The organism is Streptomyces caelestis, from assembly GCF_014205255.1.
GTDB lineage: Bacteria > Actinomycetota > Actinomycetes > Streptomycetales > Streptomycetaceae > Streptomyces > Streptomyces caelestis.
Map to the genome: position 1 here is coordinate 2838555 of NZ_JACHNE010000001.1, position 14132 is coordinate 2852686.

Annotated in this window: 12 protein-coding genes; 6 read left to right on the plus strand and 6 right to left on the minus strand. The window is 71.8% G+C overall.

Translation table 11 applies throughout. The features are described from left to right. The 4 genes from HDA41_RS12830 to HDA41_RS12845 are packed head-to-tail and all read left to right on the plus strand — an operon-like array spanning position 1 to position 4899. Positions 1-963 carry an ABC transporter permease gene (locus tag HDA41_RS12830; protein ID WP_184983558.1) on the plus strand — a complete coding sequence of 321 codons (963 nt, stop codon included), beginning with the start codon at positions 1-3 and terminating at the stop codon, positions 961-963. Beyond that, positions 963-2945 (plus strand): dipeptide/oligopeptide/nickel ABC transporter permease/ATP-binding protein, encoded by a 1983-nt coding sequence (locus HDA41_RS12835; protein WP_184983560.1) that lies wholly within the window; start codon positions 963-965, stop codon positions 2943-2945. The genes HDA41_RS12830 and HDA41_RS12835 overlap by 1 nt, the downstream gene beginning before the upstream one ends. Next, positions 2942-3970, plus strand: coding sequence for an oligopeptide/dipeptide ABC transporter ATP-binding protein (locus HDA41_RS12840; protein ID WP_184983562.1), 1029 nt, complete (start codon positions 2942-2944; stop codon positions 3968-3970). The genes HDA41_RS12835 and HDA41_RS12840 overlap by 4 nt, the downstream gene beginning before the upstream one ends. Beyond that, a complete protein-coding gene (locus HDA41_RS12845; protein WP_184983564.1) occupies positions 3967-4899 on the plus strand; it encodes a dihydrodipicolinate synthase family protein in 933 nt (310 codons plus the stop codon). The genes HDA41_RS12840 and HDA41_RS12845 overlap by 4 nt, the downstream gene beginning before the upstream one ends. Positions 4900-4918: 19 nt before the next feature. Here HDA41_RS12845 and HDA41_RS12850 read toward each other — a convergent pair whose 3' ends face one another. The 6 genes from HDA41_RS12850 to leuA all read right to left on the minus strand — a co-directional run bounded on the left by HDA41_RS12850 (position 4919) and on the right by leuA (position 12407). Continuing rightward, positions 4919-5491 carry an NAD(P)-binding protein gene (locus tag HDA41_RS12850; RefSeq protein WP_230299374.1) on the minus strand — a complete coding sequence of 191 codons (573 nt, stop codon included), beginning with the start codon at positions 5489-5491 and terminating at the stop codon, positions 4919-4921. Further along, complete coding sequence (locus HDA41_RS12855; RefSeq protein ID WP_184983566.1) at positions 5488-6147, minus strand: response regulator transcription factor; 660 nt, start codon at positions 6145-6147, stop codon at positions 5488-5490. The genes HDA41_RS12850 and HDA41_RS12855 overlap by 4 nt, the downstream gene beginning before the upstream one ends. Next, positions 6144-7355 (minus strand): sensor histidine kinase, encoded by a 1212-nt coding sequence (locus HDA41_RS12860; protein WP_376706782.1) that lies wholly within the window; start codon positions 7353-7355, stop codon positions 6144-6146. The genes HDA41_RS12855 and HDA41_RS12860 overlap by 4 nt, the downstream gene beginning before the upstream one ends. 54 nt (positions 7356-7409) lie before the next feature. Next, complete coding sequence (locus tag HDA41_RS12865; RefSeq protein ID WP_184983567.1) at positions 7410-9497, minus strand: MMPL family transporter; 2088 nt, start codon at positions 9495-9497, stop codon at positions 7410-7412. 303 nt (positions 9498-9800) lie between these two features. Beyond that, positions 9801-10499 carry a tellurite resistance TerB family protein gene (locus tag HDA41_RS12870; RefSeq protein ID WP_184983568.1) on the minus strand — a complete coding sequence of 233 codons (699 nt, stop codon included), beginning with the start codon at positions 10497-10499 and terminating at the stop codon, positions 9801-9803. 186 nt (positions 10500-10685) lie between these two features. Next, positions 10686-12407 (minus strand): 2-isopropylmalate synthase, encoded by a 1722-nt coding sequence (gene leuA, locus HDA41_RS12875; RefSeq protein ID WP_184983569.1) that lies wholly within the window; start codon positions 12405-12407, stop codon positions 10686-10688. 322 nt (positions 12408-12729) lie between these two features. On the opposite strand from leuA, the gene HDA41_RS12880 reads away from it, so the two are divergent. Together HDA41_RS12880 and HDA41_RS12885 are read left to right on the plus strand one after the other, a co-directional pair. Next, positions 12730-13800 (plus strand): M4 family metallopeptidase, encoded by a 1071-nt coding sequence (locus HDA41_RS12880; RefSeq protein ID WP_184983570.1) that lies wholly within the window; start codon positions 12730-12732, stop codon positions 13798-13800. A 20-nt stretch (positions 13801-13820) separates the two neighbouring features. Then, positions 13821-14087, plus strand: coding sequence for a protealysin inhibitor emfourin (locus HDA41_RS12885; protein WP_184983571.1), 267 nt, complete (start codon positions 13821-13823; stop codon positions 14085-14087). The last annotated feature ends 45 nt before the right edge of the window (positions 14088-14132 follow it).

Here is a 14132-nt window from a genome sequence, read left to right on the forward strand (position 1 = left end):
GTGATCGCCGTCGTCCGTATCCTGCTCCGCCGTGTCGCCCTGCTCGTGCCGCTCATGCTCGGCATCGTGCTGTTCGTGTTCCTGGTGATGCGGTTCTCGGACGTCGACCCGGCGTCCGCGTTCTTCCAGGGCGCCAACCCGACACCGCGGCAACTGCACGACTTCCGCGAGGAACACGGCCTGCTCGACCCACTGCCCGTGCGCTACGCCGACTTCGTCGCCGACCTGCTGCACGGTGACATGGGCACCAGCGCGCTGACCCGGGCGCCGGTGATCGACCAGGTCACCACCGCGCTGCCCCTCACCCTCCAGCTGACCTTCCTCGGCCTGGGCGTCGCGGTCGTGCTGTCCCTCGTGGGCGGGGTGACCGCGGCGATCTACCGGGACCGGCTGCCCGACCAGATCATCCGGGTCGTGTCGCTGACCGGTGTGGCGGCGCCCGGCTTCTGGCTGGCGCTGCTGATGATCCAGTATCTGGCGGTCGACCTGGGCTGGTTCCCGACCGGCGGCTACATCAACCCGGCCGACTCCGTCACCGGCTGGCTGAAGACGATGACGCTCCCCGCGCTCGCCCTCTCCCTTCCGGTGGCGGCGCAGCTGACCCGGATCGTGCGGACGGCCGTGGTGGAGGAGCTGGACAAGGACTACGTCCGGACGGCGATCGGGAGCGGGCTCCCGCCGCACGTGGTCGTGGGACGGAACGTGCTGCGGAACGCGCTCATCAACCCGCTGACCGTGCTCGGGCTGCGCGTCGGCTATCTGCTGGGCGGCGCGGTCGTCATCGAGACGATTTTCTCGCTGCCCGGCATGGGCAAGCTGATGATCGACGCGGTGAAGAACGGCGATCCGGCCGTCGTCCAGGGCGTCGTCCTCACCACGGCGGCCGGGTTCGTCGTCGTGAACCTCGTCATCGACGTCCTCTACCTGCTGGTCAACCCGCGACTGAGGGATGCGACCACGTGATGACCCGCCTGATGACCCGCAAGAGCCTCGCCGAGGCGCTGTCCCGGCCCGGAGTGCGGCTGCGCGGCTGGCGCCGGCTGCCGTTGCTGTCGAGGGCCGCCGTCTGCTTCCTGGCGGTCGTGGTCCTGCTGGCGCTGCTCGCCCCGCTGCTCGCCCCGCACGACCCGCTCGACCAGCAGCCACCCGTCGACGGCACCGGGCATCCGTCCGCCGGGCACTGGATGGGACAGGACAGCCTCGGCCGGGACATCCTCAGCCGGCTGATGTACGGGGCGCGCTGGTCGCTCGCGATCGGGCTCGGCGCCACCGGCCTGGCGCTGGTGGCCGGGGCGCTGCTCGGGGCCGTCGCGGCCACCTCGCGCAAGGCGGTCGACGAGACGCTGATGCGCTGCCTGGACATCGTCATGGCGTTCCCGGGCATCGCGCTCGCCGCCGTGCTGGTGGCGGTGTTCGGCGGTGGCATCACGGTGCTGATCTGCGCGATCGCGTTCCTGTTCACGCCGCCGGTGGCGCGGGTCGTCCGGGCGAACGTCCTCGACCAGTACGGCGAGGACTACGTGACGGCGGAACGGGTGATCGGCGCCCGGACACCGCACATCGTGCTGAAGCACGTGGCCATCAACTGCGCCGCCCCTGTGCTGGTGTTCTGCACGGTGCAGGTCGCCGAGGCGATCGTCTTCGAGGCGTCGCTGTCCTTCATCGGAGCGGGCGTACGGCCGCCCGACCCGTCCTGGGGCAGTGTCATCGCGGACGGCAAGAACATGGTGCTGACCGGCGGCTGGTGGGCGACCGTGTTCCCGGGTCTGCTGATGCTGGTCACGGTGCTGTCGCTGAACATCCTGTCCGAGGGGGTGTCCGACGCGTGGGCGGCCCCCTCGGCACGGGAGGTGGAGGTCCCCGAGGACGACCGGCTCCAGGCGCCGGAGCCCGGCAGCGGGGAGATCGTGCGACTGCCCGGCCTGACGGAAGCGGCGCGGCGGCTGCGGGCCCGGGCCCGTCATCTGGCCCGGGACGGGCAGCCGGTGCTCTCGGTGGAGAACCTCGCCATCGGCTTCGACCAGCGGCACGGCGGCGTGGACATCGTGGACGGCGTCAGCTTCGAGGTGCATCCCGGTGAGGTGCTGGGCCTGGTCGGCGAGTCGGGCTGCGGCAAGTCGCTGACCGCGCTCGCGATCATGGGGCTGGCGCCGAAGGGTGCGCGCGTCAAGGGCCAGGTGCGCTTCGGCGGGCGGGACCTGCTCGCCGAACCGATGCGCGTACGCCGCAGGCTCCTCGGCCACGAGATGGCGATGATCTACCAGGACGCGCTGTCGTCGCTGAACCCCGCGATGACGATCCGCGCGCAGCTCAAGCAGGTCGTCCGGCGGGGCGGGCGGCGCGGTCCCGCCGAGCTGCTGACGATGGTCGGCCTCGACCCCGAGCGCACCCTGCGCAGCTACCCGCACGAACTGTCCGGCGGGCAGCGGCAGCGCGTCCTGATCGCCATGGCCCTGTCCCGCGAACCGAAGCTGATCGTCGCCGACGAGCCGACGACCGCCCTCGACGTGACCGTGCAGGCCCAGGTCATAGAGCTGCTGCTGCGGCTGCGCGAGGAGCTCGGCTTCGCGCTGATCCTCGTCTCGCACGACCTGGCGCTGGTCGCGGACGTCACCGACCGGGTGGCGGTGATGTACGGCGGGCAGATCGTCGAGACGGGCGTGACCGCCGACCTCGTGGAGGCGCCGGCCCACCACTACACCCGCGGCCTGCTCGGCAGTGTGCTGTCGCTGGAGTCGGCGCAGGAGCGGATGACGCAGATCAAGGGGGTCGTGCCCTCCCCCGCCGACTTCCCGGCCGGGTGCCGGTTCGCCGACCGGTGCCCGCGGGCGAGCGGGGTCTGCCGGACGGCGGCTCCCCTGCTGACCGGTACGCCGGCGCACACGGCGGCCTGCCATCACCCGGCCATAGAGCCGGCGACGACCGAGACCGAGGCGGTGTCATGAATACACGGCCCGCGCTCGTGGAGCTGTCCGACGCGCATGTGGTGCACAAGGCCCGCAGCGGCGGCCTGTTCACCCGCGACCGGGTGTACGCGCTGACCGGCGCCGATCTGGCGATCGCGCCCGGCGAGACCATCGGCGTGGTGGGCGAGTCGGGCTGCGGGAAGTCGACGCTGGCGAAGGTGCTGGTGGGGGTGGAGCGGCCGACGCGCGGGACGGTGTCCTTCCGGGGCCGCGACCTGTGGGCGATGCCGCCCGCCGAACGCCGCCGGGCCGTCGGCGGCAGCATCGGCATGATTTTCCAGGACCCGTCGACGGCCCTGAACCGTCGCCTGACCGTACGGCAGATCCTGCGGGACCCGCTGGACGTGCACGACCGGGGTGAGCGGCAGCAACGCGACGAGCGCGTACGGGAGTCGATGTCCCTGGTCGGACTCCCCCGGGCCCTCGCCGACGCCCTGCCGGGCCAGCTGTCGGGCGGGCAGCGGCAGCGCGTCGCGATCGCCCGGGCGCTGGCGCTGGACCCGGAGCTGGTCGTGGCGGACGAGCCGACGAGCGCCCTGGACGTGTCGGTCCGCGCGCAGATCCTCAATCTGCTGCTCGACCTGAAGGAACGCCTGGGCCTGGCCCTGGTGTTCGTCTCGCACGACATCCAGACGGTCCGGCGGATGAGCGACCGCGTGATCACCATGTACCTGGGCCGGATCGTCGAGGAGTCCCCGGCCTCCCTGGTCACCGACCGGGCCCGGCACCCGTACACCCGTGCCCTGTTCTCCGCCACGCCCGGCCTGCTCGACCCGATCGAACCGATCCCGCTGGCCGGTCCGGTCCCGTCGGCGACGCGCCCGCCGAGCGGCTGCCCGTTCCGCACGCGCTGCTGGAAGGCGGACGGGACGTGTGCCGAGGTGATGCCGGGCTTCTCCGCCGCGTCGGCCCCCGCGCACCGCTTCCGCTGCCACCATCCTGTCCAGGAGGACGAGTCGACCCGCGACCTCGTCCGCCAGAGCGACCCGATGGAGGCCCCATGACGATCACCTCGCTGACCGGTGTCATCCCGCCCGTCTGCACGCCCCTGACACCGGACCGCGAGGTGGACGTCCCCTCGCTGCTCAGGCTGGTCGACCACCTGGTGTCCGGCGGGGTGCACGGCCTGTTCGTCCTCGGCTCGACCTCGGAGGCGGCGTATCTGACGGACGAGCAGCGCAGGCGGGTGGTCGAGTCGGTCGCGGCCCACGTGGGCGGGCAGCTCCCGGTGCTGGCCGGGGCGATCGACATGACGACGGCCCGGGTCCTGGACCATGTCGCGGCGGTGACGGCGGCGGGCGCGGACGCGGTCGTCGTCACCGCCCCGTTCTACGCCCGCACCCACCCGGCGGAGATCGCCCGTCACTACCGCGCGGTCGCCGCGGCGAGCCCGGTCCCGGTGGTCGCCTACGACATCCCCGTCGCCGTCCACACGAAGCTGCCCGCGGACGTGGTTCTGGAGCTGGCCGCCGACGGTGTGCTGGCCGCGCTCAAGGACTCCAGCGGCGACCTGGCCGGCTTCCGCGAGGTCGTCACCGGCGCCCGGACGCACCCGGGCATCAGCGGCTTCAGTGTGCTGACCGGCTCGGAACTGATCGTCGACGCGGCGCTCGCGATCGGCGCGGACGGCACGGTGCCCGGCCTCGGCAACGTCGACCCGCACGGTTACGTCCGCCTGGACGGCCTGTGCCGCTCCGGCGACCGGGAGGGGGCCCTCGCCGAACAGGAGCGGCTGTGCGCCCTGTTCGGCATGGTCACCGTCGGCGACCCGGCCCGCATGGGCCCCGGCTCCTCGGCCATCGGCGCTTTCAAGGCGGCCCTGCACCTGCGGGGCGTGATCGACTGCCCGGCCACGGCGGAACCACAGATCCCGCTGTCCCCGCAGGAGACGAGCCGGGTGGGGAAGTATCTGGCGGCGGCGGGCCTGTTGTAGGGGCGCCACCGGGTCGCCGTCAGCGGCCGGGCTCGGCCCGCACGGCCCGGCTCAGCCGGGTGTGAGTGCGGTGCGTCCGGCTCCGCCCGGCCGTCGGCCGGCAGGGCCCGGCGCTGACCAGCGAAGGCGCGTTGCCGACCGGCCAGTTCTCGTAACCGCCGCCGGGCAGCGGCGACTCGTGCACGAACCACCGTTCGTCCTTGCGCAGCGGGACGTTGGCGTAGATCAGGGATCCGCCGCCGAGGCCGCTGGAGACGATGCCTTCGAGGCCGCGGAAGGACCAGATGTCGAACAGCCCGTGCAGGCCGTTGCTCGGGTCCCAGAAGTTGCGGGCCATGTCGGCGCGGCTGCGCGGGAATCCGCCCGGTGGGTAGGGCTTGCCCCGTTCCAGCACCACCACCACCGACCGCCCGGCCTCGGCGAGGCGGTACGCGGTGACCGCTCCTCCGAATCCCGAGCCGACGACCACGGTGTCGACGAAGGGTGTGTTGCGGCTGTCGAGTGGGTCGATCCCTCGCCTGGCGAGTTCATCCCTCTCCCGGCGAGCGTGACCCCTCTCCTGACCGAGCGTCGGGCATGGCCCGTCCGTCACGTGCTCCCCGGAGTCACCATCCCCGACTCGTACGCCACGATGACCAGCTGCGCCCGGTCCCGCGCCCCCAGCTTGCCCATGATGCGGCTGACGTGGGTCTTCGCCGTCAGCGGACTCAGCCCCAACGCCTCGGCGACTTCTGTGTTGTTGAGGCCGCGCGCGACCAGCGCGAGCACCTCCCGCTCGCGCCCGGACAGGCAGTCCGGTCCCCCGGTCTCCGGTGCCGACGGGCTGCGCAGGAACCGCTCGATCAGCCGTGCCGTGGGACCCGGTGACAGCAGTGCCTCACCGGCCGCCACCGTGCGGATGCCGTCGAGGAGTTCGGCCGGGCGGGTGTCCTTGACCAGGAACCCGGAGGCGCCGGCGCGCAGCGCCTCGACGATGTTCTCGTCGGTGTCGTAGGTGGTGAGGACCAGCACCCGCACGCCCGCCAGGTCCTCGTCGGCCGCGATGAGCCGGGTCGCCTCGATGCCGTCCAGGTCGGGCATGCGGATGTCCATCACCACGAGGTCGGCGCGCTCGCTCCGGGCCAGCTCCACAGCCACACGGCCCGTGGCCGCCTGCCCGACCACCTCCATGTCCCGCGCCGACTCGACGAGCATCGCGAACGCCTCCCGTACGAGGGTCTGGTCGTCGGCGAGCAGGACGCGGATCATCGGTTTCCTTCCCGGTCGGTTCCGATCGGCAGTACGGCACTCACCTCGAAGCCGCCTGCGTCCCGCGGCCCGGCGTCGAGTGTGCCACCGACGCTGCGGGCCCGCTCCCGCATTCCGACGAGTCCGTAACCGGGGGTGCCACCGGGGTTCGGCCCGGTGCCGTCGTCGGTCACCGACAGCCGCAGGGCGCCCGTGTCCTCGTACAGCTCGACGCGGACCGCGGGTTCGGACCCGGCATGCCGGACCGCGTTGGTCAGCGCCTCCTGCACGATCCGGTAGGCGGCGGCGCCCACGGCGGGCGGCGCCCCGCACACCCGCACGTTCTGCTCGACCCGGGCTCCGGCCAGCTGCGCGGCCTCCACCAGGTCGGACAGGCCGTCGAGGCCGGGCAACGGGCCGCGGGCGTCCCCGTGCTCGGAGGCACGCAGCACATCGAGCGTCGTACGGAGTTCACCGCGTGCGCTCCGGCAGGTCTCGGCGATGTCGTCGAGCGCCTTGGCGACCGTCTCGCGGTCCAGGCGTTCGGGGTCGGCGGCCAGGACGTGAGCGGCGACGGAGGTCTGCACCCCGATGAGCGTGATGCTGTGCGCGAGCAGGTCGTGCAGGTCGCGGGCGATCCGCAGCCGCTCCTCGGCGACCCGCCGCCGGGCCTCCTCCTCGCGGGTGCGTTCGGCGCGTTCGGCGCGTTCCAGGGCGGAGGCGACGTACTGGCGCTGGACGCGAATGTAGCCGCCGAAGAGCAGGACGGCGATGATCCAGCCGAGGATCCGGACGAACTCCACCATTCCCTCGGGGTTGGTGAGCCCGTTGAGGGTCAACGACAGGACCACGATCACGGAGCCGGTGATCAGGGTGCGGCGCGCGGACCCGGCCACCGCGAGCGTGTAGAGCGCGACCATGGTGAGGGGGATGGGAGCGAGGTGGTTGTAGTCGAGCGCGTGATACGGCCCGATCGCCAGCCCCATCAGGCAGAACACCGGCATGGGCCGGCGGCTGCGCCACACCAGCGGGACATGCCCGACGAGCAGCAGGGTCCAGCCGAGGGCGTCGAGCGGACGTCCGTCCACGAGCAACTGGCCCGTCACGGAGTCCAGGGCGGCCAGGCCGAGGGCGAGGAGGGCGTCGGGCCAAAGGCCCAAGGGCCCTGTGCCGGTACGGATTCGCCGGCCGAGGCGCGCGAGGATCGGGGACTTGTCGGATGCCTGCACGGGCTCATCCTCCGTCGAGGGGCGCCCCTCCGGGAGAGGAGGGGCGCCGGTCGTTCACTGGGCGGAGGCGCCCACGGGCTGCGGTGCCTTTGGCTGGACCGCGGGTTCGGGCTCGCGGGACAGCGCGCCCGGCCACCACACCTTGCGCCGCAGCGCCACGCTCGCGCTGGTCACGAGATAGGTGCGGACGAGGAAGGTGTCGAGCAGCACGCCCACCGCGATGACGAAGCCCAGCTGGACGAGTTGCACCATCGGCATGCTGGCGAGCACCGCGAAGGTCGCCGCGAGGACGAGCCCCGCGGAGGCGATGACGCCGCCCGTCGTGCGCAGCGCGGTCAGTGCGGCCGGTACCGGTTCGGCGCCGTTCAGGGACTCCTCACGCATCCGGTGCATCAGGAAGATGCCGTAGTCGACGCCCAGCGCCACCAGGAACACGAAGGACAGCAGCCCCAGTCCCGGGTCGGTGCCCTCGAAGCCGAAGACCGGCCCGAAGACGAGTCCGCCGATGCCGAGCGCCGCGCCCCACACGGCGACCACAGCGGCCACCAGGAGCAGCGGCGCGACGAGCGACCGCAGCAGGGCGATCAGGATCAGCAGCACGGAGACGAGCACGAGCGGTACGACGATCAGGCGGTCGCGGGCGTTGGTGTCCTTCAGGTCGAGCTGCTCGGCACTGGGGCCGCCGACGTAGGAGCCGTCGAGTGTGTCGCGCAGGGCCTCGATGGTGGCCGTCTCGCCCGCCGACTGCGGCGCGGAGGCGGCCAGGACGGTGATCTCCGTCCACCCGTCGCCACTGCGGCCCCGCTCGGCGCTGTCCACACCCCGGGTGTCCTCGATCTCGGCGAGGGTGGCGTCGGCGTGGCCGGTGGGCGTGATGACGGTGAGGGGCTGGGTGCCGCGCTCGGGGTAGGCGGCGGCCAGGGTCTCCATGGCGGCGACCGCCTCGGGCTTGCTGGTGAAGGAGTCCTCCTGTTTGAGGCTGCCGGGCAGGTTCAGCGCGCCCAGGGCGAGGACGCCGAGCAGGACGGCACCGCCGGCGAGCACGGTGCGCGGCCGGCGTCCGGCGGAGCTGCCCATCGCGGCGAACAGCGACCGGCGGGCCTTGGGCGTGCTGCCGTAGCGGGGCACCAGCGGCCAGAAGACGCGGCGGCCGAACAGCACGAGGAGAGCGGGCAGCAGGGTCAGCATGGCGGCCAGCGCGCACAGCACGCCGACCGTGCCGGCCGGGCCCATGCCCCGGCTGGAGTTGAGGTCGGCGGCGAGCAGGCACAGCAGACCGGCCGCGACGGTACCGGAGGAGGCGAGCACGGCGGGCCCGCAGCCGCGCAGCGCGGCGGCCATGGCGTCGTAGGGCCGCTCGACGCGCCGGAGTTCCTCCCTGTACCGGGCCACCAGCAGCAGCGCGTAGTCGGTGCCCGCGCCGAACACGAGGATCGTCATGATGCCGGAGCTCTGGCCGGAGACCGAGAGGTCGAACGCCTGGTGCAGCCCGTAGGCCACGCCCATCGACAGGTAGTCGGCGACGCCGGCGACGGCGAGGGGTACGAGCCACAGGAACGGGCTGCGGTAGATGAGGATGAGTAACAGCGCGACGACTGCGGCAGTGGTGTAGAGCAGCGGTCCGTCGAGGGAGTTGTAGATCTCGGCGGCGTCGGTGGCCAGCGCCCCCTCTCCGCCGACGTCGACGCTCAGGCCGTCGCCGCCCTTCGCGACGTCCCGTACGTCGTTGACGAGGGCGTCCCGGGCCTCCTCGTCGGTGCCGGGCTCGTTGCTGGCGACCGGATACATCAGGGTGGTGCCGTCCGTGGAGGGGATGCCCTGCGGCTCGGCGGTGAGCCGGTGCGCACCCGCGATCCGTTCGATCTGCTCCGCGGCCGTCGCCTTGTCGGCGGCGGTCAGTCCGCCGTCCCGGTGGTAGACGACGACCATCTCGGTGGTCTCGCCGCCGGGCAGCTGATCCTGGATCTTCGCCACCTGCGTGGAATCGGCGCTCGCCGGCAGGTAGTCGACGGCCCGGTCTCGCTGGACGTCCGAGAGCTTCGCCGCGAACGGCGAGGCGAGCGCGAGCACGCCGATCCACAGCCCGAGCACGAGCCAGGGCACGGCCCGCCGTCGCCGTGTGCTTGTCCTTGCGGCCCCCATGAACAGGCCTCCCTCCGGTCGGGTGTCTAGGAACGTCTCCAGACTCCCGGCGCGCGGGGCCCGATTCGTCGGGCAGGAGGCCGAGTTGGGGGGTACTGCGGGGGGCGGTACGGGCCGCGGACTACTCCCCGGGGAGTAACGGGGGCAACGGGAGCCGTACTCCCGGGACGGTCGTACGCCGACTCACCGGCGCCGGTCCTGCCAGGGCGACGTGGCGCGCATGGCACCCCGGGCACCTGCCCACGTCCCACGACGGAGAGCACACCGGCGGGCATGTCCCACGACGCTCACCGGCGCCGTCCCCTACGACGGCGTACGCGCCGCCTCCGCCAGCACCCGGGTCACGTCGTCCGAGCAGATGGTGAGCGCCGCCCCCACCGTCGCGAGCACGTCCCGCTCGGCGGGGGTGTACGGCCCGTCCGCCAGGGCGATGCGCGCCCCCTGGAGAAGGATCGATTCGCGGCCGACCGTGGCGAGGTGCGGGGCGAGCGGGTCCAGCGCCTCGTGCAGCTCTATGGCCAGCCCCGCACCGCAGGGCTCCCCGGTGATCCGGCCGGTGTCCGCCTCCAGCGCCTCCACGAGCGCGGCCAGCTGCTCCTCGGTGCAGTCGTCGAAGCCGGCCGCGCGCACGGCGAGCACCGCGGCCTCCAGCGCCGCGCGGGAACCGGCGCCGCCCGCGGCCAGCACCGCGAGGGCGACGGTGTGCACGGCGTCGCGGAGCATCGCGGAGAAGCGGGTGGTCGTCGGATGGTCGAGGACGTCCGTGCCGAAGTGGCGGCGGCAGGCGGCGCACTCCACGACCGGGCCGGTCTCGCCGCGCGGGAGCACGGGCAGCCCGAGCAGCGTGAAGCGGCGCTGTCCGGTCAGCCGCTGGTAGTTGCGGTCGCCGCCGCAGCCGGGGCAGAAGAACTCCCCGTCACCCGCGGGCGTCCACGCGGTACGGGTGCCCAGGATGCTCGAAAACCTGGCGGCATGGCCGTTTCGTCCCCGTCCTGGCAGCACGTCGCACCTCCGTCACGCCGCACGGCGGCGTCGCCGCGCTTGCGTGATGTTAGCCACATCCATGAGGAGGAGTCAGTACCCCGGAGGAGACCTTTCCGTGACCCTCACAGGGATTGGCCGATAAGTGACAGGGCTCTGCCCGCCGGACATTGGCGGACAGAGCCCATAAACCCCCGCTACGGCTGATCAGCGAGCCGCGCGGTTGACGGCCGAGACGACCGCCTTCAGCGAGGCCCGCGTGGTGTTCGCGTCGATTCCGATCCCCCACAGGATCTTGTCGTCGATCGCGCATTCGATGTAGGAGGCGGCCTGCGCGGAGGCGCCCTCGCTCATCGTGTGCTCCTGGTAGTCCAGCAGGCGTACGTCGATGCCGACGGACTGGAGCGCGTCGAAGAAGGCCGAGATCGGGCCGTTGCCCGAGCCGGTCAGGACGGTGTCCTGGCCGTCGACCGTGGCCTCCACCGTCAGCGTGTCCACGCCGTCGGTGTCGGTCGTCGACTGGTTGTTCTTGACCTGGATCCGGCCCCACGGGTTCTCGGGGTTGGGCAGGTACTCGTCCCGGAAGGTCGCCCAGATGTCCTTCGGCGTGACCTCGCCGCCCTCGGCGTCCGTCTTCGCCTGGATGATCTTCGAGAACTCGATCTGCATCCGGCGGGGCAGTTCCAGCTTGTGGTCGTTCTTCAGGACGTACGCGATACCGCCCTTGCCGGACTGCGAGTTGACCCGGATGACCGCCTCGTAGGAGCGGCCGACGTCCTTGGGGTCGATGGGCAGGTAGGGAACCGCCCACTCGATGTCGTCGACGGTGACGCCCTTGGCGGCCGCGTCGGCCTCCATCGCGTCGAAGCCCTTCTTGATGGCGTCCTGGTGGGAGCCGGAGAAGGACGTGTAGACCAGGTCGCCCACGTACGGGTGGCGCGGGTGGACCTCCATCTGGTTGCAGTACTCCCACGTGCGACGGATCTCGTCGATGTCGGAGAAGTCGATCTGCGGGTCGACGCCCTGGGAGAACAGGTTCATGCCCAGGGTGACCAGGTCGACGTTGCCGGTGCGCTCGCCCTGGCCGAACAGGCAGCCCTCGACGCGGTCGGCGCCGGCCATCAGGGCCAGCTCGGCGGCGGCGACGGCCGTGCCGCGGTCGTTGTGCGGGTGGATCGACAGGCAGACGTGCTCGCGGCGGGAGAGGTTGCGGCCCATCCACTCGAAGCGGTCCGCGTGGGTCGACGGGGTCGAACGCTCCACCGTGGCGGGCAGGTTGAGGATGATCTCGCGGCCCGGACCGGGCTGCCAGACGTCCATGACCGCCTCGCAGACCTCCAGCGCGAAGTCCAGCTCGGTGTCGGTGAAGATCTCCGGCGAGTACTGGTAGCCGAACTCCGTCTCCGGGCCCAGCAGCTTCTCCGCGTACTCCATGACCAGCCGCGTGCCGTCGACGGCGATCTGCTTGATGTCGTCCCTGGAGCCCCGGAAGACGACCCGGCGGAAGACGGGGGCGGTGGCGTTGTAGAGGTGGACGGTCGCGCGCTTGGCGCCCTTCAGCGACTCCACCGTGCGCTCGATCAGGTCCTCGCGGGCCTGGGTCAGTACGGAGATGGTGACGTCGTCGGGGATGGCCCCGGGCTCCTCGATGATCGACCGTACGAAGTCGAAGTCGGTCTGGCCGGAGGCCGGGAAGCCGACCTCGATCTCCTTGTAGCCCATCTTGACCAGCAGGTCGAACATCGCGCGCTTGCGGGCGGGCGACATGGGGTCGATCAGGGCCTGGTTGCCGTCACGCAGGTCCGTGGAGAGCCAGCGGGGGGCGGTGGTGATGCGCTGGTCCGGCCAGGTGCGGTCCGGGATGTCGACCTGCTCGTAGCGGCCGTACTTGTGGATCGGCATGGAACTGGGCTGCTGGCGGTTCGCCATGATGCGGGGGCTCCTCAGGAGGTGTCCGGAAGGACGGCCGACGACGCAGCACCAAGCTCCGCGGGGAGGGAGTCGGCCTCGACTACAGGCCCTCGCCGCGGCAGCTAAGGAGAAGCAGCCCGAAACGCATGATGCGCAGCATGCTAGCCGAGGCCCTCCGGGGTGCGCGGGTCCGTATCAGTATGCGGGACCGCGCGCGCATACGGGACAAAAAGTGCGCTATACCACTTCGCCACGGAGAGTGAAGGCCCTTGTCCCGGTATTTCACCAATCATGGTGGCTGGTAGTGACAGTTTCGTCACCCAGTGCAAAGGTGCCGGGCATGACGACTCACGGGGGCTTCGAGCCCGTCTTCTGCACCATCGTTCCGCCCCATGTCCTCGACAAGCTCGCCCGGGCCGAGGACCCCGCGCTCGCCGGGCCCGCCCGCAGGACCCTGGAGCGCGACGCCCTGGAGCGCACCCACCGCCGGCTGACCACGGTCGTCGGCGCCCCGTCCGTGACCCCGCCCGCCGGGGCCGAGCCCGCGAGGCCCCACCGCACCGTCCACGACGCCCGGCACGGCACGGACCTGCCCGGCCACAAGGTGCGGGGCGAGGGCGACAAGCCCGGCAAGGACGCCACCGTCAACCGCGCCTACGCCGGTCTCGGCGCCACCTTCGAACTGCTCCTGAAGGCGTACCGGCGCGACTCGATCGACGGCAACGGCCTTCCGCTGAACGCGACCGTGCACTACGACCGCGAGTACAACAACGCCTTCTGGAACGGCGAGCAGATGGTCTTCGGCGACGGGGACGGGGAGATCTTCCTCGACTTCACCATCCCGATCGACGTCATCGGCCACGAACTCGTCCACGGCCTCACGCAGTACACGGCCAACCTCACCTACTTCGGCCAGCCCGGCGCGCTGAACGAGTCCGTGTCGGACGTCTTCGGCTCGCTCATCAAGCAGTACACGCTCGGCCAGACCGCCGCCGAGGCCGACTGGCTGATCGGCGCGGGCCTGCTCGCCCCGCGGGTGACGGGCAAGGCGCTGCGCTCCATGAAGGAGCCGGGCACGGCGTACGACGACGACGTCCTGGGCAAGGACCCGCAGCCGGCCACGATGGACGACTTCGTCCGCACCGGCCGCGACAACGGCGGCGTCCACATCAACTCGGGCATCCCGAACCACGCCTTCTACCTGGCGGCCACGGCCCTCGGCGGCCACGCCTGGGAGCGCGCGGGGCAGATCTGGTACGACGTGCTGACCGGCGGCGAGCTGAAGGAGCAGGCGATGTTCGCCGACTTCGCCACGCTCACCGTCAAGGCCGCGCGGGAGCGGTTCGGCGACGGGGAGGAACTGGACGCCGTGTCGAAGGCCTGGGAGCGGGTCGGGGTGCGGACCCTGTAGTTCCGTACTAGACAGGTGCCATGCGTATTCAGGTGAGGCGCACGGGCGGGTTCGCGGGCATCGAGCGGCATGCCGAGGTGGACACCACCGGCCGCCCCGACGCCCCCGAATGGCACGCACTGGCCGAGCGGGCGGTCGCCGCCGGCCGGAGCACGCCGCCGATCGGGGTTCCGGACGGGTTCGGCTACCAGATCACCGTGGACGGGAAGACGGTGTACGCGGCCGACCCGCGGCTGACGGACGAGCAGCGGAAGCTGATCTCGCGGGTGCTGAAGGAAGGGCCGTAACAGCTCCTCCGCAGCGGCCTGTTGACTTCCGTTACCGGCGGTACG

Bases quoted from the DNA above. Each gene is read 5' to 3' on its own strand.
- HDA41_RS12835 (WP_184983560.1), top strand. From the start codon at position 963: ATGACCCGCCTGATGACCCGCAAGAGCCTCGCCGAGGCGCTGTCCCGG.
- HDA41_RS12840 (WP_184983562.1), top strand. From the start codon at position 2,942: ATGAATACACGGCCCGCGCTCGTGGAGCTGTCCGACGCGCATGTGGTG.
- HDA41_RS12845 (WP_184983564.1), top strand. From the start codon at position 3,967: ATGACGATCACCTCGCTGACCGGTGTCATCCCGCCCGTCTGCACGCCC.
- HDA41_RS12855 (WP_184983566.1), bottom strand. From the start codon at position 6,147: ATGATCCGCGTCCTGCTCGCCGACGACCAGACCCTCGTACGGGAGGCG.
- HDA41_RS12865 (WP_184983567.1), bottom strand. From the start codon at position 9,497: ATGGGGGCCGCAAGGACAAGCACACGGCGACGGCGGGCCGTGCCCTGG.
- leuA (WP_184983569.1), bottom strand. From the start codon at position 12,407: ATGGCGAACCGCCAGCAGCCCAGTTCCATGCCGATCCACAAGTACGGC.
- HDA41_RS12880 (WP_184983570.1), top strand. From the start codon at position 12,730: ATGACGACTCACGGGGGCTTCGAGCCCGTCTTCTGCACCATCGTTCCG.
- HDA41_RS12885 (WP_184983571.1), top strand. From the start codon at position 13,821: ATGCGTATTCAGGTGAGGCGCACGGGCGGGTTCGCGGGCATCGAGCGG.